The sequence below is a fragment of the Micromonospora sp. TSRI0369 genome (assembly GCF_001905625.1).
Taxonomy (GTDB): domain Bacteria; phylum Actinomycetota; class Actinomycetes; order Mycobacteriales; family Micromonosporaceae; genus Micromonospora; species Micromonospora echinospora_A.
On the sequence record NZ_LIVU01000005.1, the window covers coordinates 509441 to 531102 of the forward strand.

Sequence of the window (21662 nt, forward strand, 5' to 3'; positions counted from 1 at the left end):
GACCGCCCTCGCATCCCGACTGCCCCGGCCGGGTGCCGTCCCGGCCGACGAGTAAGCATGCCATGAACTGACAGTGAGGTGAACTCCTTCGGAGCGACGAATCAGTCCCGTGTGCGGGACGGCGGGATCAGGTGGTCGAAGTCGCCGTCGCGCGCGCCGAGCACGAAGGCGGCGATCTCGTCCACTGTGTAGATCAACGCCGGGCCCTCCGGGTGCCGGGAGTTTCGGACCGCGATTCCGGTGCCGCCGGGCAGCTCGGCCAACTCGACGCAGTTGCCGCTGGGGTTGCTGCGACGACTCTTCGACCAGCGCATCGGGGGCAGCTCGGGTACGGGCACACCGTTCGGGGGTTGTTGCATGGGCGTCCTTCGGGATGAGCCAGCCGAGGCCGCGGGGAGGAGCGGTGGGTGGCGACGTCTGTCGACTGAGGAGTGAGATGCACGTGCATCTGCTATTGCATCTGCAATGGACGGAGAGCATGATAGCCGAAACGTACGGTGTGCCGGGTCGCTCACATTCGGTGACCCGAACCCGGCCTCCGGATGCCGCCGCGCGCGGCTAGGGGACTGCGGTGAGGAGGACGCGCGTGCCGGATCCGATGACCGTCGCCTCCGGCATATCCGCCGCCGGCGCCCTGATCTCGGCCTGGCAGTTGCGCCGTCGCGCCGTACGCGCCGAGGCCGAAATCGAGCTGCTCCAGGCCGAACTGGCCGCCGAACGGCACGCGGCCAGCCACGACCCGCTCACCGGGCTGCCCAACCGCCGCGCGTTCTTCCGGCTGGCCGCCACCCTGCTGACCGACCCGGCCGGCCAGCCACTGGTCGCCGTCGTCCTCGACCTCGACAACTTCAAGCAGGTGAACGACCGCTACGGGCACGCCGCCGGCGACCAGGTGCTGATCAGCGTCGCGCAGCGGCTCGCCGCGTTCGCCGGCAACAACCTGGTGGCCCGCCTCGGCGGCGACGAGTTCGCCGGCCTGCTGGCCAGCCCCACGGCCGACCGCCGGTGGATCGAGCACGCCACCCGGCGGCTCTGCGAGGCGCTCGCCGCGCCCATCCCGCTGGGCGGGCGCAGCATCCAGGTCACCGCCTCGGTCGGGCTGGCGCCGGTGCACTGCCCGACGCAGCTCACCGACGCGCTGTGCCGCGCCGACGCCGCCATGTACGAGGCGAAGACGCTCGGCGCGGCCCGGCCGCCCCGCCAGCTCGTCGCGGAGTACTGACCCGCGCGGTCAGCGCCAGCCGTAGCCGGCGCGCAGCGCCTGCCCGACCCGGTCGAACCGCGGCCGGTCCAGCACCGCGCCCTCGCGGCGGATGCTGTCCTCGCGCATGGTGAGCACCCGGTCCAGGCGCACCCAGGAGGGCCGGTTGTCCCGGTCCCACTCCCCCGGGCCGAGCGCCAGCCAGTGCCGCTGACCGTCCCGGTCACTCTGGCTGGACAGCATCAGCCCGAACAACGTGCGGCTGTGCCGCCCCACCACCAGCACCGGGCGGTCCTTGCCCTGGCGGGGGTCGTCCTCGTAGGGCACCCACGTCCAGACGATCTCGCCCGGGTCGGCCTGGCCGTCCGGCTCCGGCGCGTACGACAACTCGCGGCGCTGCAGCGCGCTGACCTGGCGGCGGCGTGCGACCTGGGCCGGGATCGGCCCGCCCGTGCGGGGCGGGGCGGGCACGCCCCGGGTGATCCGGCCGAGCCGCGACGCCACGTTCTTCAACAGACCTGCCACGGCGGGCAGCCTATCGGCCGGGGTGCGACCGCCCGGGAATCGGGTCGCCGGGTCGGGTAGGCGGTGCCATCATGCGCCGGTGACAGTGCCCCGCCACCAGATCCGCGCCGCGTTCACCGCGGACGCCGTCACCGTCTACCAGGCGTACCCGCCGGAGATCGCCGACGCCGCGCTGCGCGCGGGCCGGTTCGTGCCGCCGTTCAAACGGGAACGGATGACCTGGATCAAGCCGTCGTTCCGCTGGATGATGTACCGCTGCGGCTGGGCGCTCAAGCCGGGCCAGGAACGGGTGCTGGCGGTCGACATCAGCCGGGCCGGCTTCGAGTGGGCCCTGCGGCACGCCTGCCTCAGCAGCTACGCCCCCCGCCTGCACCCGGACCGGGAGGCATGGCGGCGCGGCCTGCGGGTCAGCCCGGTGCGGGTGCAGTGGGACCCGGAACGCTCGTTGCGGCTGGCGCCGCTGCCGTACCGCTCACTGCAGGTCGGGCTGTCCGGCGAGGCGGTCCACCGGTACGTCGACGAGTGGGTCCTCGGGCTCACCGACGTCACCGGGCTGGCCCGGTCCGTGCACGGTCGACTCACCGACGGCGACGAGGTCGGCGCGGCGGCGCTGGTGCCGGTGGAGCGGCCGTACCCGCTGCCGCCCGACGTGGCCCGGATCGTCGACGCCGGCTGAGCGGTTCCGGCGCGGCGCGGCGCCGCGAGGCGCGCTGTTAATAAGGGGCCCTTCTACTACCGGAGGCGTTAATAAGGGGCCCTTCCTTACGCTGGGGGCGTGCAGCTACCTGACGATCTGCCGGTGTTCGAGCGCAGCGCGGTTCGGCTGGTCGTGCTCGACGCCGCCGACCGCCTGCTGCTGTTCCACACCCGCGACCCGGACCACCCCGACCTCGGCGTGTGGTGGGAGCTGCCCGGCGGCGGCCTGGACCCGGGTGAGACGTACCGGGAGGCGGCGGTCCGCGAACTGCGCGAGGAAACCGGCATCGCCATCGGCCCCGACGAGGTGGGCGCGCCGACGTGGCGGCGCCGGGCCAGCTTCCGGCACCGGCAGCGCCGGCACCTCCAGGACGAGGTGATCGTGGCGGTACGGCTGCCCGGCCCCGGGCCGGACGTGGACGAGGCGTTGCGGCTGGACTACGAGGTGGAGGACTACTTCGGGTTCCGCTGGTGGCCGCTGGCCGAGGTGCTCGCCGAGCGGCCGCGCTGCTATCCCGGGCGGCTGCCGGAGCTGCTGCCCGCGTTCCTGGCCGGCGAGGAGATCGACGAGCCGTTCGAACTGTGGTCCTGAGCGCGGGCGTGCCACGCGGCGCGCGAGCGGGCAGAGTGGAGCCGTGACTCCCCTGCGCGCATCCCTGGCCCGTTACGCCGAGCGGCTGCACCGCGCCGCCGGTGACACCCACCACGTCGCCTCGCCGCTCGGCGCATGGCTGCTGCTGGCGCTGACCGGCCCGACCGCCACCGGGCAGGACCGTGCGGCGCTGACCGGGGCGCTCGGCCTCGACCCGGACGACGCCGCCGCCGAGGCGCGGGCGCTGCTCGCCGCGCCGCACCCGATGGTCGCCGCGGCCACCGCGCTGTGGGAGCGCACGCCGATGGCGGAGCTGGCCGCGTGGCGGGCCGCCCTGCCGGAGGACACCGAACGCGGCGCGCTGCCCGACCAGGCGGCGCTCGACGCCTGGGCGCGGGAGCGTACCGGCGGGCTGATCGAGCGGTTCCCGCTCGACGTCGCCGCGGACACGCTGCTGGTCCTGGCGAACGCGCTGGCCACCCGGGTGTCGTGGGCCGACCCGTTCGACACCGCCCCGGGCACGGAACTGGGCTCGGGCAGCGCCTGGTCGAGCCGATTGAGCCGGGTGCTGCGCACGCCGCCGTTCGGGCACCGCTGCTGGGTGGCGGCCACCGACCGGGCCGGCGAGGTGGCGGTGCACGCGGTCCCGGCCGCCGAGGGCGACGACGGCGCCGGGATGCTCGTGTTGTCGGTGGCCGCCGCGCCGCAGGTTCCGGCCGCCGACGTGCTGGCCGCCGCGCAGGAGCTGGCCGTGGCCGCCGCCACGGCGCCGGACCCGGGGCGCCGCTCGCTGTTCGACCTGCCGCTGGGCGAGACGCCGCTGTGGACGCTGCGGGAGGAGCCGACCCGGACGTACGCGGACGACGGCCGGGAGGAACGCGCGACGGCGGTGCTGCCGTGCTGGTCGGCGCAGAGCCGGCACGACCTGACCGGGGCCGGGTTCGGCTTCGACGCGGCGGCGCGGGCGCTGGGCCGGCTGCTGGGACTGGCCGGGCCGGGGTTCGACGCCGCGCAGTCGGCGGTTGCCCGGTTCGGCCGCTACGGCTTCGAGGCCGCCGCGGTGACCGCGTTCGGCCGGGCGACAGCGCTGCCGCCGGAGGGTGTCGCCCGCGTCGCCGAGCTGCGCTTCGGTCATCCGTACGCGGTGGTCGCGGTGACCACCGAAGCGGCCGGTGGCCCCTGGCACGCCCTGCCGGTCTACTCCGCCTGGGTGGCCGACCCGGAGGAGCTGCCCGCCGACGAGGCCGGATAGGCGGGAAGCGCCCTCGCCAGCTGGTCCAGTCCCAGCGAGCCGAGCGCCAGGGCGTGGCTGTGGAACGCCCGCCGGTCGCCGGGGAACGCCGCGCGGCCGTCGCGCCACACCCGCTCCCCCACCTTGTAGGTGAGCGCCTGCCCGGGGCGGCCCAGGTACCGGGCCAGTTCCAGGGGCGCGTACGGCCCCTGGTGGCAGCGGTCGCGCAGCAGGTCCAGCGCGGACTCCGGCGTCCACGGCGCGCCGTCGGCGGACGGCATCGGCAGCCGCAGGTGCAAGCCGATGTCGAGCACGACCCGCGCCGCCCGCAGCAACTGCATGAACAGGTGTCCCAACCGGGCGCCGGGCTGCTCGTAGAGCCCGAGCTCGTCCATGAACCGCTCGGCGTACAGCGCCCAGCCCTCCTGGGCGCCGGAGAGCCCGCCGAGCAGGTTCAACCGCTGCCCGGGACCGCCCCGGCACGCCTCGGCGCCGAGTTGCAGGTGGTGGCCGGGAACGCCCTCGTGGTACGCGGTGCTGTAGGCCCACCAGGTGGGGAAGCTTTCCTGGCCCGCGGGCAGCAGCCACGAGACCCGGCCCGGCCGCGTCAGGTCCCGCGACGGCGCGGTGTAGGCGGTGCCACCTGACGCGGTGATGCGCGACTCGACGCGGCGCAGCGGCGCGGGGATGTCGAAGTGCGTGCCGTGGAGCCGCTCGGTGGTGGCCTCCAGCAGTTCCTGCAACCACGCGCCGAACGCGGCCCGGCTGTGCATGGTGCCGGGCGCGTCGGGACGGCCGAGCCGGTCCAGCGCCTCGGGCACGGTCCCGCCCAGCGTCTTCGCCTCCGCGACCAGTTGCGCCTCGGTCGCGGTGAACTCGTCCCAGCCCCACTCGTACAGCTCGCGCAGGTCCGGTTCCATGCCGAGGAACGTCCGCACCCAGAGGGCGTACCGCGCCGGGCCGAACGCCTCGTCGTCGCGCGCGAGCGGCGCGAGGTCCGCGGTGAGCGTCGTGGCGAACCTCCGGTACGCCTCCCGCGCGTCCCGCGCCGCCGCCTGCAACGACGGGCGCTGCGGGCCGTCGCCGTAGCGCTGCACGAGCGCCGTGTCCTCGTCGATCCAGTTGCGGCAGCGCTGCGTCACCAGGTCCACTTGGCGTCGCGTGGGCAGGTGACCGCGTTCGGCGGCGACCAGCAGACTCCTGGCGTACCCGTCCAGGGATGCCGGGATCGCGGCCTGGCGCGCGCCCACGCGGGCCCAGCCGTCCTCGTGGGCCGCGCGCCCGGCGTCGCGGCCCGGCACCGTGGACTCGACGCACTGGCGGATGAGCTGGAGCGGGCCGGTGGCCGCGACGTGCAGTTCCCGCAGGTCCTCCCCGGCGGTGTGGAAGGCGATCCGGGCGCGCAGCCGTTCGGCGAGGTGCTCGTGCAGCGGGCTCCTGGCGGGCAGCGCCTCGATCCGGCGCAGGGCGCGCGCGGCGAGATCGGCGCGGGCCTGGTGACCCTCCGGGCTGTAGTCGGTGAGCCCGTCGACGTCCTGCTCACCGGCCTCGACCACCGCCACACACGGATCGAGGCGGGTCACCTCCCCCAGCAACCCGTCGGTGAACTCGTCGATCATGGTGTCGAGGCTAACCGCACACCGCCGGATTCCGGCTACGCTCGCGCCGTGAACGTCGATGCGTCTCGCCGGCGACCGATCCACGCTCTCGCTGCCCTGCCCGCCCCTCTCTGGGTCGGCATCCACCTGCTGCTCTACCTCGGTGTCGCCGTCGTGGTCCCCCTGCTGTGGGAGCCGGCCCCGGCCGGCGGCCGCGTCGAGGCTCTCCGCCGGGCCCTCACCGAGTTGCCGTCCGTGCTCCTCAGCCCCGGTGGGGTGATGGTGACCGCTCTGGCCGCAGGCTGCCTGGGAGTGCTGCGCCTGCTGTCCCGCGTCCGGTGGTACTGGTTCAGGCTGGCTGCGATCCTGCTCTTCGGCGTGCCGCTCCCGCTGTTCGTGTTCGCCGCGGCCGGTGCGAGGGCGGCGGTGCCGGTGGCCATCCCCCACCTGTTGGTGGCGCTGCTCATCGTGCAGCCCCGGCGCACCGACGGGTGGGCGGAGCCGGATCCGGCCCCGGAGGGCCACCGCTGGTAAGGAGTTCGTGCCGGCCGGGAGGCCCGGAACCGACACGAACTCCTTGATCGACAGGGTCAGACCGAGACGAGTTCCTTCTCCTCGGCCTTGGCGGCCAGGCGCTTCTCGCGCTCCTGGGCGCCGATCAGGTCGTCCGGCAGGGAGTCCTCCACCTCGATGTCGAAGCGGCGCAGCAGGCGGATCGCGAACCCGCCGAGCGTGACCAGGACCAGCGCCGCGCCGAAACAGATGTACGCGAAGCCGATGCCCCGGCCCGGTCCGGTGCCGATCACCGCGCCCACAGTGCCGGCCAGCGACCCGCCCGGTGCGAGCATCGGCTCGAACAGCGCGGTGGCGCCCGGCGCGAGCAGCGCGAACCCGATCGGCAGCGTGGACCAGGAGATGGTCTGGTTGAGGCTGAACACCCGGCCGTGGAAGCGCTGCGGCACCTTGACCTGCACGATCGTCGCGTAGATCGACTGCGCGGTGGTCATCGACATGGCCAGCCAGCAGAAGCCGACGCAGATCATCGCCACCGACGCGTCCAGGCCGATCAGGATGCAGCCGATGGCGGTGCCCAGGTTGCCGATCAGCACGCCGATCATCCGGCGCTTGCGCGGACCGCCCCACAGCGACATCAGCACGCCGCCGAGCACCGCGCCGACCGCCTCGGCCAGCGCGACCTGGGCGACCTGGGTGGGGCTGCCGAACGACAGCACGAGCGGGGTGATGAGCACCAGCGCGGGCGCCAGGAAGATGTTGCCCAGCGCGAAGTAGCCGAGCATCAGCCGGAACCCGCGGTGCCGCCAGGAGTAGCGCATCCCGTTGGCGATGGCCACGAGCAGCCGTTCCCGGGGCCGCCAGCCGAGCATGTCCGGGAAGCGGACCACGGCGAGGGTGAGCACCGCGAGCACGTAGCTGGCCACGTCGACGAGCAGGATGCCCTTGAGGTCGATGGTGGCGAGCAGGCCGGCCGCGAACGCCGGCATGAGCAGCGTGGCCACACCGGTGGACAGCTGGGTGATGCCCATGGCGTGCCCGAGGTAGCGCTTGGGCACCAGTTGCGGCACCGCCGACTGGAACGCGATCCGCTGGAACGACCCGGCCACCGAACTCAGCGCCACCAGCATGTAGATGTGCCAGAGCACCAGGTTGTCGGTCCACAGCAGGGCGGCCAGCACCAGCTGGACGGATCCGGCGAAGCAGCTGGCCGTCATCATGATCCGCCGCCGGCTGACCCGGTCGACCAGCGCGCCGGCCACCGGCAGCATGAGCACGCCGCAGATCAGCGCGAGCGCCCAGAGCAGGCCGAGGTTCGCCACCGAGCCGGTGCGGTTGAACAGCCAGATCGGCAGCGCGAACGCGGTGAGCGCCGATCCGGTGCTGGAGACGAGCTGCCCGACAGTGATGGCCAGGAAGCGGCCCATGCTCGGCTTGACCGCGGTGCTGACCTTGCGGGTCACGCCCACGCGCAGCGTGTCCGCCACCGCCCAGCCGGCGTCCTCACCCCGGGCCTCCGGCGTCAGCGCGCTGACGTCGCCGGCCGTCACGGCGGGATGTGTCTGGCTGACGATCTCGGCCAGTTCCCCGGCGCGGTACTTGAGGAAGAAGTGGCCGGCCTGGTCGAGCACGACCAGCCCGAGCGTGTCGCTGAGGAACTGCCACTCGGTGTACCGCTCGCGGTAGTAGTCGGTGACCGGGTCCTCCGAGCCGACCACCGAGACGATCGGCGCGCGCAGCTTCGTCGCCTGCTGGTCCAGCAGCCGGGTGAAGTACTCCTCCGAGGCGCGGGAGTCGGCCCGCATGTTGCTGATGATCCGGTCGGCCTGCTCCGGGTCCAGCTCGTCGGTGTCCACGCCCATCGACTTGAGCCAGCTCGCGTAGTGCTTGTTGCTGCGCAGCTGCTCCAGCTTGTTGCGGGCGGCCGAGAAGACGCCCTTGGGGCGGGCGAACGGGAACATCGCGCCGATGTAGACGGCCTCCAGGGCCCGGCCGGCCGCCTCGACCTTGCGGGCCACCTCGGCGACGATCGCGCTGCCCACGCCGCAGTGGCCGTACAGGGCGATCGGCCCCTCGACCCGCTCCAGGATCTCGTCGGCGACCCGGCTGGTCAGCTCCTCGAACGGCAGCGCGTCCTCGGTGAGGCCGACGTCATGGCCGGGGATGGCCAGCGACCACAGCGCGTGCCCGGCCGGCAGCGCGTCGGCCAGCGGCTGGTAGACGATGGCGCTGCCGCCGCCGTACGGCACACAGACGTACGTCAGCACCCGCTTCGCCGCCGGGATCGGCTTGGTCAGCTCGTAGAGCAGCCGGCGCGGCCCCTCCTGGGCGGCGTCACCGGAGATGAACGCGGCCAGGTCGCGGATGGTGCGCTGCTGGAACAGGTCCATCACGCCGACCGCCCGGCCGCCCAGCTCCGCCTTGCGGATCTTCGCGACCACCTGGGTGGCGAGCATCGAGTGCCCGCCCAGGTCGAAGAAGTCGTCGTCGATGCCGAGCGTGTCCACGCCGAGCACCTCGGACCAGATCGCGGCGAGCGCCCGCTCGGTGTCGTCGCGCGGCTCGACAAGCGCCACAGACGCCTCGCGGGTGACCACCGGCGCCGGTAGCGCCTTGCGGTCCAGCTTGCCGTTGGGGGTCAGCGGCAGCGCGTCGAGCGTGACGAACGCGGCCGGCACCATGTACTCGGGCAGCGTGTCCTTCAGCGCCGCCTTCAACGCGGTGTGCTCGGCCGCCCCCACCAGGTACGCGGTGAGCCGCTTGTCGCCCGGGCTGTCCTCGCGGACGATCACCGTGGCCTCGGTGACGCCCGGCTGCTCGCGCAGCGCGCTCTCGATCTCGCCCAGCTCGATGCGCAGGCCGCGCAGCTTGACCTGGTGGTCGATGCGGCCCAGGAACTCGATCACTCCGGCGCCGTCCGGGCCGATCACCCAGCGGGCCAGGTCGCCGGTGCGGTAGAGGCGGGCGCCCGGCTCGCCGGAGAACGGGTCGGGGACGAACTTCTCCGCCGTCAGCGCCGGCCGGCGGTGGTAGCCGCGGGCCAGCCCGACACCGCCGATGTGCAGCTCACCGGCCACGCCGACCGGGCACTGCGCACCGGACGGGTCGAGCACGTGCAGCCGCAGGTTGGCGATCGGCGCGCCGATCGGCACGCTCGTCACCTCCGCGAGCCGGTCCGGCTCGCACGCCCAGGCGGTCACGTCGATCGCCGCCTCGGTCGGGCCGTACAGGTTGTGCAGGCCGCACCAGGGCAGCCGGGCGGTGAAGTCGACAGCCGAGGCCAGCGGCAGCTCCTCGCCGGAGCAGATCACCCGGCGCAGCGCGGTCGCCGCCTCCACCCCGTCCTCGGCGAGGAAGACCGTCAGCATCGACGGTACGAAGTGGGCGGTGGTGATCCGCTCGGACACCAGCAGGTCGCGCAGGTAGCCGGCGTCCTTGTGGCCGCCGGGCTTGGCCAGCACGAGGCGGGCGCCGGCGCGCAGCGGCCAGAAGAACTCCCACACCGACACGTCGAAGCTGGCAGGCGTCTTCTGCAGCACCGCGTCGTCGGCGCCGAGCCGGTACGTCTTCTGCATCCAGTCGAGCCGGTTGACGATGCCCCGGTGCGTGTTGGGCACGCCCTTCGGGCGGCCGGTGGAGCCGGAGGTGTAGATGACGTACGCCAGGTGCTCCGGCCCGGCGGCGGGCACCGGGTCGGTCTCGGGCTGGCCGGCCCAGACCGCGGCGTCGTCCAGTTCGAGCACCGTGGCGCCGGTGTCCGGCAGGACGTCGCGCAGGTGCGACTGGACCAGCACCACCGGCGCGTCCGCGTCGCCGACCATGAACGCGAGCCGGTCGGCCGGGTACTCCGGGTCCAGCGGCAGGTACGCGCCACCGGCCTTGAGCACGCCGAGCAGCCCGGCGACCAGTTCCACCGAGCGTTCCGCGCAGACCCCGACGAGGGTCTCCGGGCCGACGCCGGCCGCGCGCAGCCGGTGCGCGACGCGGTTGGCCTGCGCGTTGAGCTGCGCGTACGTGCGGCTGTGCCCGTCGATGGTGACGGCCACCGCGTCCGGGTTGGCGGCGGCGCGCTCCTCGATCGGGCCGTGCAGCGTCTGCGCGCGCGGGAAGTCGGCTGTGGTGTCGTTCCAGGCGGCCAGCAGTTCCCGCTCGGCGGCGGGCAGCAGCGGCAACCGGGACACCGGGGTGTCCGGCGCGGCGACGAGCGCGTCCAGCAGCGCGGTCCACCGCTGGGCCATCCGCTCGACGGTGGCCCGGTCGAACAGGTCGGTGTTGAAGACCAGCTTGCCCCAGAGCCCGTCGACGGTCTCGACCGCGTGCAGCTCGAAGTCGAAGCGGGTGGCCCGCAACTCCATCGGCGTCCAGGTGAACGTGACCTCGTCGGTGCGGGACACGCCGGTGAACCGGCCCATCTCGTAGTTCTGCAGCACGAACATGGCCTGGAACACCGGGGAGCGGCTGACGTCGCGCGGCAGGCCCAGCTCGTGCACCACCTTGGCGAACGGCACCTCGGCGTGCTCGAACCCGTCCAGCACGGTGCGGCGGGTGCGCTCCAGCAGTTCGGTGAACGTCGGGTCGCCGTCCAGGTCGGCGCGCAGCGGCAGCATGTTGATGAACATGCCGACGAGGTTCTCCAGCTCCGGCGCGGACCGGCCGGCGACCGAGGCGCCGATCGCGAAGTCGTCCTGGCCGGAGTGCCGGGCCAGCAGCACCTGGTACGCGGCGAGCAACGTCATGAACAGCGTGCCGCCGCTGTCGCGGGTGAGCGTGTTGAGCGCCTCGGTGGCCGCCGGGTCGAGCTGGAACTCGACGAAGTCACCCCGGTAGGTCTGGGTGGCCGGGCGCGGCCGGTCCAGCGGCAGTTCCAGCGGAGTGATGCCGGCCAGCCGCTGCTTCCAGTAGTCGACGTGCGCCCGCGCCTGCGGGCCGTCCAGCTCCTGGGCCTCCCAGACGGCGAAGTCGCCGTACTGGACCGGCAGGGCGGGCGGCTCGCCGCCCCGGTAGAGCGTGATCAGGTCACGCAGCAGCACGTCCACCGACCAGCCGTCGCCGACGATGTGGTGCTGGGCGAGGAACAGCACGTGCTCCTCGGCGGCGAGCCGGATCAGCAGCGCCCGCAGCAGCGGCCCGTCGGCGAGGTCGAACGGCTCGGCCGCCGCCGCGTCGACCAGCGCCTGCGCGGCGGCCTCGTCGGGCGCGTCCACCACCGTCAGCGGCACGTCCGCGGTGTCCGCGATCACCACAGTGGGACGGCCGTCGGCGTCGGCCGGGAAGCGGGTGCGCTGCGACTCGTGCCGCTCGGCGAGCCCGGTCAGGGCGGCGCGCAGCGCGTCCACGTCGAGCGGCCCGCGCACCCGCAGCGGCACCGCGATGTGGTACGCCGCCTCGCCCGGGGCGAGCTGGTCCATGAACCAGACCCGCTCCTGGGCGTAGGACAGCGGCACCTGGGCGCCGGCCGGGCGAGGGGTGATCCGGGCCGCGGGGGCGGTCTGGCGGGCGCGTAGCCGTCGGGCGATCAGCGCCTGCCGGGCCGCCTCGCGGGCCGGATCCTTCAGGTCGGTCATCAGTTGGTTCCCTCTTCCGCCGCGAGCAGCGCGGCGACCTCGGTGTCGGAGAGCCCGTCGAGCTCGGCGGCGATCCGCTGTTCGATCTGGGCGGCCAGGTCCGCCACCACGGGGCTGCTGAACAGCGCCCGCATGGGCAGCTCGACGTCCACCTCGGCGCGGATCCGGGCCATCGCCCGCATGCCGCGCAGCGAGTTGCCGCCGAGGGCGAAGAAGTCGTCGTGCGCGCCGACCTTCTCCACCTGGAGGATGTCGGCGTACACCTCGGCGACCAGGGCCTCGGCCTCGCTGCGGGGCGCGACGTAGCTGTCCTGGGCCGGCTCGGCCGCCGCCGGGGCGGGCAGCGCGGCGCGGTCCAGCTTGCCGTTCGGGGTCAGCGGCAGCGTGTCCAGCCGGACCAGGGCGGCCGGCACCAGGTGCGCCGGCAGCTCGCGGGCCAGTTCGGCGCGGACCGAGTCCTCGTGGGCCGGGCCCACCAGGTAGCCGACGAGCATCGGCTCGCCGCCGTCGGCGCGTACCGCCGCGGCGGCGGCGCGCACGTCCGGGTGGGCCAGCAGCGCCGCTTCGACCTCGCCCAGCTCGATGCGCATGCCGCGCACCTTGACCTGGTCGTCGCGGCGGCCCAGGTAGTCCAGCGTGCCGTCGGCGCGCCAGCGGGCCAGGTCGCCGGTGGCGTACATCCGGGCGCCGGGCGGACCATACGGGCAGGGCAGGAACCGCTCGGCGGTCAGCCCGGGCCGGTCGTGGTAGCCACGGGCGAGCTGGGTGCCGGTGACGTACAGCTCCCCCACCACGCCCGGGGGCACCGGGCGCAGGGCGGCGTCGAGCAGCAGCGCCCGGGTGTTCCAGGTGGGTGTGCCGATCGGCACCGGACCGACCGGGACCGGCTCGCCGGGGGCGATGCGGGCCGCGACGCAGCCCACTGTGGCCTCGGTCGGGCCGTACTCGTTGATCACGGCCACGTCGGGGTGCGCGGTCCGCCAGGCGGCGAGCTGTTCCCCGGTCAGCGCCTCGCCGCCGATCACCAGGTCGGTCGTCGGTGACAGCTCGGCGTCGAGCAGCGGCAGGTGGCTCGGCGTGACCTTGAGGAAGGCCGGCCGGCCGCCGGCGCGGGCGGCCGGGTCGTCGATCGCGGCCAGCCGCACCGTGCCGCCGGCGGTGAGCGTGCCGAGCAGGCCGGTGACGGTGAGGTCGAACGAGACCGGTGAGTGCAGCAGCGTCACCCCGGCCAGCCCCGGGTAGGTGGCGCGGGCCCAAGCCAGGTACGCGGTCACCGCCCGGTGTTCGACCACCACGCCCTTCGGGCGGCCGGTGGAGCCGGAGGTGTAGAGCACGTACGCCGGGTGTTCGGGGCGCAGCGGGGCGATCCGGTCGGTGTCGGTGAGGTCGTCGCCGGGCTGGTCGGAGCCCACCTCGCCGTCGAGCACCAGCGCGTCGCCGGGCACCAGGGCGGCGGTGTCCGGGTCGGCCACCACCAGCGCGGGCGCGGCGTCCTCGAGCAGGTACGCGATCCGCCCGGCCGGGTACGTGGTGTCCACCGGCACGTACGCGGCGCCCGCCTTCAGCACGGCGAGCATCGCCACGACGAGGTCGCAGGAGCGGGGCAGGGCCAGCGCGACCCGGGTCTCCGGGCCGGCCCCGCGCGCCACCAGCAGCCGGGCCAGCCGGTTCGCGGCGGTGTTCAGCTCGGCGTAGCGCAGCGTCACGCCGTCGCTGACCAGCGCCGCCGCGTCCGGGGTGGCGGCGGCCTGCCGCTGCACCTCGTCGACCACTGTGGTCGCCGGCACGTCGCGGGCGGTCTCGTTCCAGGCGCCGAGCACCAGGTCACGCTCGTCGTCGGTGAGCAGCGGCAGCGCGGCCACGGTCCGCTCCGGCTCGGCGACGGCGGCGGCGAGCAGCCGCACGTAGCGGCTGACCACCGTCTCGGCCGTGGACCGGTCGAACAGGTCGGTGCGGTAGACCAGGCGGCAGTCGCCGGTGGTGATGTCGAAGGCCAGGTCGTCCTTCGTGGTGCCGAGCTCCACCGGGTCGAGGCCGGAGTCCGGGATCCAGTTCAGGGCGGTCTGGAAGATCGGCTGCACCGACGGGTCCCGCTGCGGGTCGACCGCCTCGACGATCTTCTGGAACGGCGCCTGCCCGTGCTCCATGGCGTCGATCAGGCCGTTGCGGATCCGGCCGAGCAGCGTCGCGAACGTCGGGTCGCCGGAGACGTCGCAGCGCAGCGCCACCGGGTTGACGAACATGCCGATCAGCGGCGTCAGCTCCGGGTTGTCCCGGCCCGCGGTGGAGACGCCGACCACCACGTCGGCGTCGCCGGAGACCCGCGACAGCAGCGCCGCGAAACCGGCCAGCAGCACCATGTACGGGGTGGCCTGCGCGCCGGTGGCCAGCGCGCCGACGCGGTCCAGCAGCCCGTCGGGCAGCGTGAAGCGCACCTCGTCACCGGCGAAGCCGAGCTGGGCCGGACGGGGCCGGTCCAGCGGCAGATTGGTGACCGGCGGCGCGCCGGCCAGGTGGCCGGTCCAGAACGCGAGCTGCCGGTCCAGTTCCGCACCGGTGAGCTGCTGGCGCTGCCAGACCGCGAAGTCGGCGTACTGGATGGGCAGCTCGGGCACGGCGGGCTCGGCGCCGGTGCGCGCGGCCGCGCAGAACGCGACCAGCTCGCCGTGGAACAGCACCGCCGAGTGGCTGTCGAAGACGGCGTGGTGCGCCACGAATGCCAGCGCCAGCCCTTCATCCATGCGGATCAGCCGGGCCCGCCACAGCGGCGCCGCGTCCAGCGGGATCGGCATCCGCGCCATCTCGCCGCGGATCCGCTCGAACTCGCCTCGCTGCTCACCGGCGGGCAGGTGGGTGACGTCGGTGACGGGCAGCGGCGCCGGCTCGTGGGCGCGCACGACCTGCACCAGCGCGCCGTCGTCCACACGCAGGTGGGTACGCAGCGCCTCGTGCCGGGCGACAACCCGGTTGACCACGTCACTGGCCGTGCCGGTGTCCACGCCGGCCGGGAACAGCCACGGGAAGGACACGTTGAACACCGGCGACCCGGCGTCGAGCTGGTTGGCCATCCACACCCGCTCCTGGGCGTAGGAGGCCGGGAAGGTCCACTCCTGCGTCATGAGAGGGCCTCGCGCACCGAGCGGGGACGCATGTCGGTCCAGACCTCGTCCACGTGGGCCAGGCACTCCTCGCGGCTGCCGGCGAAGCCGGTGCCGTGCCAGCCGGCGGGCAGCTCGCGGTCGGCCGACCAGATCGAGTACTGCTCCTCGTCGTTGCGGACGACAAGGAATCGGGATTCGGCCATGTCAGTTCGCTCCTGCGTTGTCGGGGGTGTGCGGCTCGGCCATCGCCACGGCGATCTTGCGAGGGCCGGTGAACGGCTCCCGGCCGTGCGCGGCGGTCATGTTGTCCACCACCAGCACGTCGTCGCGCTGGTAGTCGAAGCGGACCGTGGCCGCCCGGTAGGCGGCGCGCAGGTGGTCCATGACGTCGGCGGGGATCTCGCCGCCGTCGCCGTAGTAGGTGTTCGACGGCAGCCCGTCGGCGCCGAACATGGCCAGCAGGCCCTCCTGGTAGTCCTTCGGCAGCGTGCTCAGGTGGAAGAAGGTGGCGTGGTTGAACCAGCGCGGGGTCTCCGATCCCGGCCGGTGGTGCACCACGTCGCGGACCGCGCGGGTACGCAGGCCGTCCTTGCCGACCCACTCCACTGTGATCCCGTTCGCCGCCGCGTACGCCTCGACCTCGGCGCGGTTCTCGGTGTTGAACACCTCCTGCCAGCGGGTGCCGAAGTCGCCGTGGAAGTTGCGCACCAGCATCCAGCGGCGGCGGACGAACTCCTCGCGTACCGCCGGGTCGATCAGCTCGTACACCCGGCGCACGTCGGCCAGCGGCGTGGCGCCCCGGGTGTCCGGCGGCGTGACGCAGTAGAAGAACAGCGTCAGCGGCCAGCGCGCCTGGTACGAGTTCTCGTTGTGCAGGAAGATCTCCTCGTCTGGCGGGTAGTCGGTCGAGGTGTAGACCCGGCCCTTGATGGAGTGCCGGGGCGAGGAGCGCTCGGTGTAGGTCAGCGGCTCGCCGGCCAGGGCCCGTACGGCCTGGTCGAAGCCGTCCACGCCGCCCACGTCGAAGCCGCGGAACAGCAGCCCTCCGCTCGCGACGAGGGTGTCCCGCAGCTCGGCGCGCCGGGCGGTGATCAGGTCGGTCAGCGCCCGGCCGTCGCTCTCGACGACCACCGGCAGCGTCGCGGTTGTCTCGCTCATGGTGCGGTGTCTCCTTGTTTGCGTCGGGGTGTCAGCCGCGGGGCAGCCGCGGGATGGCCGGGATCGCCGCCGGGGCGGCCGGTTGGTCGGCGGGCGCCTCGGCGCGCAGCTCCTCGATCCGGGCGGCCAGGCCGGCCACCGTGGGGGTCTCGAAGAGGCTGCGCATCGGCAGCCGCACCCCTGTCGCCTTGCGCATGGCGGCGATCAGCTGCACGGCGACCAGCGAGTTGCCGCCGAGGGCGAAGAAGTCGTCGTCCACGCCGACGTCGGTGACGCCGAGACCGTCGCGCCACACCTGGGCGATCGTCTTCTCCAGCTCGGTGCCTGGTGCGGCCGAACCGCCGCCGGTGGCGTCCGACGTGCCGGACGGCGCGCCGGTCTCCTCGGCGATGCTGTCGGTGGTGACCCGGGCGGCCCGGCGCCGGATGTCGGCGACGGTGCGGGTGGCGATCACCACCTGGGCGCCGAGCCCGGCGGCGAGGCTGCGCCGGAACGCCTCCGCGCCGTCGACCGGGCGGATGTCCTCGGTCACCGGCGCCGGGGCGTCGGCGTCCGCCGCCGGGGACTCGGCCAGGTTGCCGGTGAACGCGCCCTGGTCGACCCGGCGCAGCACGAAGTCGCTGATCGCGACCAGCTCCCGCCCGTCCGGGTCGCGCAGCGACAGGTCGGCGGCGACCACCTCGTCGGTGGCGGCGGGCCGGTGCCGCAGGTGACTGTGGAACGTCGCCGGCAGAGCGCCGCGCACCACGATCCGGCCGTACGACAGCGGCAGGTAGGTGCCGGAGCCCTGGCCGCGGCCGAACGCGGTGGCCACGTCCAGCAGCGCCGGGTGCATCCCCCACGAGGGCAGATCGCCGAGCGCGGCGGCGGGCGCCTGCACGCGGGCCAGCTCCTCGCCGTCGGCGAGGTGGTGCTCGGCCAGCGCCGCCCAGCGCGGGCCGAACGTCAGCATGCTGGTGCGTCCCCGGCCGAACGAGGCGTCGTCGTCGACCCGCCGCCCGGCGACGGCGGGCACCGCTGCCGGCGGCGCCGCCTCGGTGGTCCATCCGGCGGTGCCGCGCACGTGGGTACGCGCCTGGCCGGCGGCGAGGCTGGCGACAGTGAAGTCGGTGCCGTCCTCGGCCGGGGTCAGCTCGACCCGGTACTGGGCCACAGTGCCGTCCGGCACCGAGAACGGCTCCAGGAAGACCACGTCGCGCAGTTCGACAGCGGCGTCCGGGCCCGGCGCGGGCAGCGCGGCGGCCACCGCGGCGCGCACCGACTCCAGGTGGGCGGTGCCCGGCACCACCGGCACCCCGCCGATCCGGTGCTCGTCGAGCAGCCAGTGGGTGTCGGCCGCGACCAGGCCGTGCAGCACCGTGCCGTGCGGCCCGGCGACCATCGTGGTCAGCACCGGGTGCGTGAGCGCGGTGGTCACGGTGTCCCGCCCGGCGGCCCGGAACGCGGCCGGCGCGGCGGTCTCCACCGCCATGCCGACCTCGGCCCAGCCGCCCCAGTTCTGCGACACCACGGGGGCACGGAACCCGGCCCCGGAACGCGCGAAGGCGTCCAGGAAGTTGTTCGCGGCGCAGTAGTCGACCTGGCCGAAACCGCCGATCACCGCGGTGATCGAGGAGCAGAGGACGACGAAGTCGAGCGGCAGGTCGCCGAAGACCTGGGCCAGCGCGAGCGTGCCGGCCAGCTTCGGGGCCAGCACGCGCTGCGCCTCGTCGCGCTCCTTGACCTCGGCCATGCCGCCGCCGGGCAGGCCGGCGGCGTGCACGATGCCGTCGAGCCCGCCGAACCGCCGCTCGGCCTCGTCGCGGACCCGGCGCAGGTCGTCCGGGTCGGTGACGTCGGCGGCCAGCACCAGCACGTCGGCGCCCGCGGCTTCCATCCGGCGGATCGCCGCGATGGCGCGTCCGGCCCGGTCGGCGCCGCCGTGCACCGCCAGGTGCGCGTCCCAGTCGTCCCGCTCGGGCAGCCCGGAGCGGGCCAGCAGCACCAGCTTGGCGCGGGCCCGGCGGGCGAAGTCCTCGGCCAGGGTGACGCCGATGCCGCCGAGACCGCCGGTGATCAGGTAGCGGCCCTCCTCGCGCAGTACGCCCGGCTCGTCCTCGGCGGCCACGCTCACCTGCTCGTAGCCGCCGAGCCAGCGGCGGTCGCCGCGCAGCGCCACCTCCGGGTGCTCGGCGTCGACCGGGCTGCGCAGCTCGGCGACCAGGGCGGCCACGCCGCGCGCGGCCGGGTCGGTGTCCAGCAGCCGCACGGTCAGGCCGGGCAGCTCGGCCGGGAGGACCCGGGCCAGGCCGGCGAGCGTGGCGTGCTCGGGGCGGACGAGGTCGTCGCCGCGTACGTCGCCGATGCCGGCGGTGACCAGGTCCAGGCGTACGCCCGCCTCGTCGGCCGGCACACCGGCGCCGGCGAGCGCCTGCACCAGGTGCAGCACGCCGAAGAAGCCGCGCTCCTGGGCCGCCCAGGCGGCCGCCGCGTCGATGCCGGCCGGCTCGCCGTCGAGGGCGAACGCGTGCACGATCCGGCGGGGCAGGTCGGCGCCGAGCGCGGCGACCAGCGCCTCCGCGTCGGCGCGTACGCCCGGGCGCAGCCGGAAACCGGTGGGGCCGGCGGAGAACGCCTCACCGGCGCGTACCTCGACCGGGTCGTCGCCGGCGGCGCGCAACGCGGCCACGAGCGCCTCGCCGCGCGGGCCGTCGGCCAGCACCAGGCAGCGGCCCAGCGGCTCGACCGTGCGGGCCGGGGCGGCCTGGCGCCACACCGGCACCGCGAACCACTCCGGCAGCGGACGGGGGCCGGTCTCGGCGGGCGCCGCGGCGACCCCCTGCTCCGGGTCCGGGTCGATCCAGTAGCGGCGCCGCTCGAACGGGTACGTGGGCAGCGGCACCCGCCGCGCGTCCGGGTCGGCCGGCAGCCGCACCGGCACGCCCGCGCACCACAGCGCGCCGGCCGTGCCGAGCAGCGCGGCCAGGTCGCCGGTCTGCTCGCCCGGACCGGGCAGGCTGCCCAGCGGGGTGAGCGCGCGCTGCGCCTCGGCGGCCTTGGCGATCTGCATCCGGGCCAGGTTGGCCAGTTGCCGGCCGGGGCCGCACTCGACGAGCGCCCAGGTGCCCTCGGCGAGCAGGGTGGCCACGCACGCGCCGAAGCGGACCGGGCGGCGCAGGTGCGCGGCCCAGTACGCCGGGTCGGTGGCCTGCGCCTCGGTGATCCAGGTGCCTGTCACGTTCGACACGAACGGCACCGCCGGGGCGCGCAGCGACACCGTCGCCATCAGCGCGGTGAACTCGTCCAGGATCGGGTCCATCATCGGCGAGTGGAACGCGTGCGAGGTGCGCAGCAGCTTCGACTTGTTCTTGCCGCCCAGGCTCGCGGCGAACTCCTCCACCAGGGCGGTCTCACCGGCCACCACGCACGTGCCGGGGCCGTTCACGGTGGCCACCGACAGGCCCGCGGGCAGCCGGTCGATCACCGCCGACTCGTCGAGGGTGACCGCCAGCATCGAACCGGCCGGCAGGGAGTGCATCAGCCGGCCCCGGGCGGCCACCACCCGCAGCGCGTCCGCGAGGTCGAGCACGCCAGCGAGCGTGGCGGCCACGTACTCGCCGATGGAGTGGCCGATCATCGCGGCCGGGACGACCCCGGCGGCCCGCCACGCGACGGCGAGGGCGTACTCGACTGTGAACAGCGCGGGCTGCGTCCAGCGGGTCTCGGTGAGCTTGTCCGCCGCGTCCGGGTCGCGGCCGAGGATCAGGTCCCGGATGTCCAGGCCCAGTTCGGGCCGGAGCAGGTCGGCACACTCGTCCACGGCGGCGGCGAACGCCCGGTCCTGGGCGTACAGTTCGGCGCCCATCCCGGCGTACTGCGAGCCCTGGCCGCTGAACAGGAACGCCACCCGGGGCGCGGGTCCGTCGGCGACGCCCCGGTGGCCCTTGCGCCGCTCGCGCAGCGCGGCGGCGGCGCTGCCCGGGTCGCCGGCCACGACGGCGGCGCGGTGGGCGTACGTCTGGCGGCCGACGCGCAGCGTGTGCGCCACGTCGGCGAGCGCCACGTCGCTGCCGCCCTCCAGGTGCTCGGCGAGCCGCCGCACGGCGACGTCCAGCGCGGTCGGGGTCTTCGCCGACACCTGGAGCAGGTGCGCCGGGCGGGCCGGCGGCTCGTCCCGCTCCGCGGCGGGCGCCTCCTGGAGCACCACGTGGGCGTTGGTGCCGCCGATGCCGAAGGAGCTGACCCCGGCGCGGCGCGGCCCGCCGTCGGTGTCCCACTTGGTCAGCGTGTTCGCCACGTAGAACGGGGTGTCGGCGAAGTCGATGGCCGGGTTCGGCGTCTCGTAGTTGATGGTCGGCGGGATCAGCCCGTGCTCCATCGCCAGCACCGTCTTGATCACGCTGACGATGCCGGAGGGCTGGCTGAGGTGGCCGATGTTCGACTTCACCGACCCGATGCCGCACCAGCCGCGCTCGTCGGTGTCCCTGGTGTAGACGGCGGACAGCGCGGCGATCTCGATCGGGTCGCCGAGCGCGGTGCCGGTGCCGTGCGCCTCGACGTAGCTGATGCTGCGCGGGTCGACGCCGGCGAGCGCGACGGCCTGGGCGATGGCCTCCGTCTGCCCGTCGATGCTGGGGGCGGTGAAGCCGACCTTTCCGGCGCCGTCGTTGTTGATGGCGTTGCCGAGCACGACCGCGCGGATGTGGTCGCCGTCGGCGATCGCGTCGGAGAGCCGCTTGAGCAGCGTCACGCCGACGCCGCTGCCCCACACCGTGCCGTTCGCTGCGGCGTCGAACGGCCGGCACCGCCCGTCCGGCGAGGTGAAGCCGTCCATGCCGAGGTAGCCGACGTGCGGCAGCTCGATGTTGACGCCGCCGGCCAGGGCCATGTCGCACTCGCCGTTGCGCAGCGCCTCGCAGGCCAGGTGGAACGCGACCAGTGAGGTGGAGCAGGCGGTGTGCACGGTCATGCTCGGGCCGCGCAGGTCCAGCCGGTACGACACGTTCGTGGCCACGTAGTTCGGCGAGTTGCCGGTGGCAAGCGAGACCGCGCCGTGCGGGTTCCCGCCGACCCGCTTGTTGCGCAGCACGTTGCGGTGCAGGTACGTGTTGCCGCCGGTGCCGGCGTACACGCCGACCGCGCCGTCGTAGCGGCCCGGGTCGTAGCCGGCGTCCTGCAACGCGGTGTAGCAGGTCTCCAGGAACAGCCGGTGCTGCGGGTCGGTGATCTCGGCCTCGCGGGCGGTCATCCCGAACAGGCCGGCGTCGAACTCGTCGTAGCCGTCCACCAGCGGCGCGCGGTTGACCCAGCCCGGGTCGTCGACCTCCTCCGGCCGGGCGCCGCGGGCGAGCTGCTCCTCGCGGGTCAGCTCGGTCGTCGACTCCACGCCGTCGACCAGGTTGCGCCAGAACTCGTCGACGTCGGCCGCGCCGGGCAGGCGGGCGGCGAGCCCGACGATGGCGATGGGTTCGAGGCCGTCGTCGGCGGGAATGTCGTTCTGCATG

13 protein-coding genes are annotated in these 21662 nt (G+C 74.4%); 5 read left to right on the top strand and 8 right to left on the bottom strand.

Going from position 1 to position 21662, the window contains the following annotated elements; all coding sequences use genetic code 11:
* Positions 1–101: 101 nt before the first annotated feature.
* Positions 102–359 carry a DUF397 domain-containing protein gene (locus AMK25_RS19650; protein ID WP_030502645.1) on the bottom strand — a complete coding sequence of 86 codons (258 nt, stop codon included), beginning with the start codon at positions 357–359 and terminating at the stop codon, positions 102–104.
* 227 nt (positions 360–586) lie between these two features.
* Between AMK25_RS19650 and AMK25_RS19655 the strand changes: the two genes are divergently transcribed.
* Positions 587–1222 (top strand): GGDEF domain-containing protein, encoded by a 636-nt coding sequence (locus AMK25_RS19655; protein WP_073829788.1) that lies wholly within the window; start codon positions 587–589, stop codon positions 1220–1222.
* A 9-nt stretch (positions 1223–1231) separates the two neighbouring features.
* On the opposite strand, the gene AMK25_RS19660 is transcribed toward AMK25_RS19655, so the two are convergent.
* Positions 1232–1726, bottom strand: a complete 495-nt coding sequence (locus AMK25_RS19660) for a type II toxin-antitoxin system PemK/MazF family toxin (RefSeq protein ID WP_073829789.1) — start codon at positions 1724–1726, stop codon at positions 1232–1234.
* A gap of 79 nt (positions 1727–1805) precedes the next feature.
* On the opposite strand from AMK25_RS19660, the gene AMK25_RS19665 reads away from it, so the two are divergent.
* The 3 genes from AMK25_RS19665 (at position 1806) to AMK25_RS19675 (ending at position 4266) form a co-directional block, all read left to right on the top strand.
* Positions 1806–2402 (top strand): DUF4291 domain-containing protein, encoded by a 597-nt coding sequence (locus tag AMK25_RS19665; RefSeq protein ID WP_073829790.1) that lies wholly within the window; start codon positions 1806–1808, stop codon positions 2400–2402.
* 99 nt (positions 2403–2501) lie between these two features.
* The gene (locus tag AMK25_RS19670) at positions 2502–3014 is read left to right on the top strand and encodes an NUDIX hydrolase (RefSeq protein WP_073829791.1); all 513 of its coding nucleotides are present in this window, start codon (positions 2502–2504) and stop codon (positions 3012–3014) included.
* 43 nt (positions 3015–3057) lie between these two features.
* Positions 3058–4266 (top strand): hypothetical protein, encoded by a 1209-nt coding sequence (locus AMK25_RS19675; protein ID WP_073829792.1) that lies wholly within the window; start codon positions 3058–3060, stop codon positions 4264–4266.
* Here the strand turns inward: AMK25_RS19675 and AMK25_RS19680 are convergent.
* Positions 4212–5864 carry a DUF885 domain-containing protein gene (locus tag AMK25_RS19680; RefSeq protein WP_073829793.1) on the bottom strand — a complete coding sequence of 551 codons (1653 nt, stop codon included), beginning with the start codon at positions 5862–5864 and terminating at the stop codon, positions 4212–4214. The two genes, AMK25_RS19675 and AMK25_RS19680, sit on opposite strands and share 55 nt — an antisense overlap.
* 48 nt (positions 5865–5912) lie before the next feature.
* On the opposite strand from AMK25_RS19680, the gene AMK25_RS19685 reads away from it, so the two are divergent.
* Positions 5913–6377, top strand: a complete 465-nt coding sequence (locus tag AMK25_RS19685; protein ID WP_073829794.1) for a hypothetical protein — start codon at positions 5913–5915, stop codon at positions 6375–6377.
* Positions 6378–6433: 56 nt separating this feature from the next.
* On the opposite strand, the gene AMK25_RS19690 is transcribed toward AMK25_RS19685, so the two are convergent.
* Genes AMK25_RS19690 through AMK25_RS19710 form a run of 5 tightly spaced genes read right to left on the bottom strand, consistent with a single transcriptional unit; the run spans position 6434 to position 21661 of the window.
* Positions 6434–11920 carry a non-ribosomal peptide synthetase/MFS transporter gene (locus tag AMK25_RS19690; protein ID WP_073829795.1) on the bottom strand — a complete coding sequence of 1829 codons (5487 nt, stop codon included), beginning with the start codon at positions 11918–11920 and terminating at the stop codon, positions 6434–6436.
* Entirely contained in the window at positions 11920–15039 is a 3120-nt protein-coding gene (locus AMK25_RS19695) for a non-ribosomal peptide synthetase (protein ID WP_073829796.1), read from the bottom strand. The genes AMK25_RS19690 and AMK25_RS19695 overlap by 1 nt, the downstream gene beginning before the upstream one ends.
* Positions 15036–15224: an MbtH family protein gene (locus AMK25_RS19700; RefSeq protein ID WP_073829797.1), complete on the bottom strand. Its 189-nt coding sequence runs from the start codon at positions 15222–15224 to the stop codon at positions 15036–15038. The genes AMK25_RS19695 and AMK25_RS19700 overlap by 4 nt, the downstream gene beginning before the upstream one ends.
* A 1-nt stretch (position 15225) precedes the next feature.
* On the bottom strand, positions 15226–16179 hold the full coding sequence (locus AMK25_RS19705) for a TauD/TfdA family dioxygenase (RefSeq protein ID WP_073829798.1): 954 nt from the start codon (positions 16177–16179) through the stop codon (positions 15226–15228).
* 31 nt (positions 16180–16210) lie between these two features.
* On the bottom strand, positions 16211–21661 hold the full coding sequence (locus tag AMK25_RS19710; protein ID WP_073829799.1) for a type I polyketide synthase: 5451 nt from the start codon (positions 21659–21661) through the stop codon (positions 16211–16213).
* Position 21662 lies beyond the last annotated feature (1 nt).

Coding starts and splice junctions, on each gene's coding strand:
- AMK25_RS19695 (WP_073829796.1), bottom strand. CDS start 15,039: ATGACGCAGGAGTGGACCTTCCCGGCCTCCTACGCCCAGGAGCGGGTG.
- AMK25_RS19690 (WP_073829795.1), bottom strand. CDS start 11,920: ATGACCGACCTGAAGGATCCGGCCCGCGAGGCGGCCCGGCAGGCGCTG.
- AMK25_RS19700 (WP_073829797.1), bottom strand. CDS start 15,224: ATGGCCGAATCCCGATTCCTTGTCGTCCGCAACGACGAGGAGCAGTAC.
- AMK25_RS19650 (WP_030502645.1), bottom strand. CDS start 359: ATGCAACAACCCCCGAACGGTGTGCCCGTACCCGAGCTGCCCCCGATG.
- AMK25_RS19710 (WP_073829799.1), bottom strand. CDS start 21,661: ATGCAGAACGACATTCCCGCCGACGACGGCCTCGAACCCATCGCCATC.
- AMK25_RS19705 (WP_073829798.1), bottom strand. CDS start 16,179: ATGAGCGAGACAACCGCGACGCTGCCGGTGGTCGTCGAGAGCGACGGC.
- AMK25_RS19680 (WP_073829793.1), bottom strand. CDS start 5,864: ATGATCGACGAGTTCACCGACGGGTTGCTGGGGGAGGTGACCCGCCTC.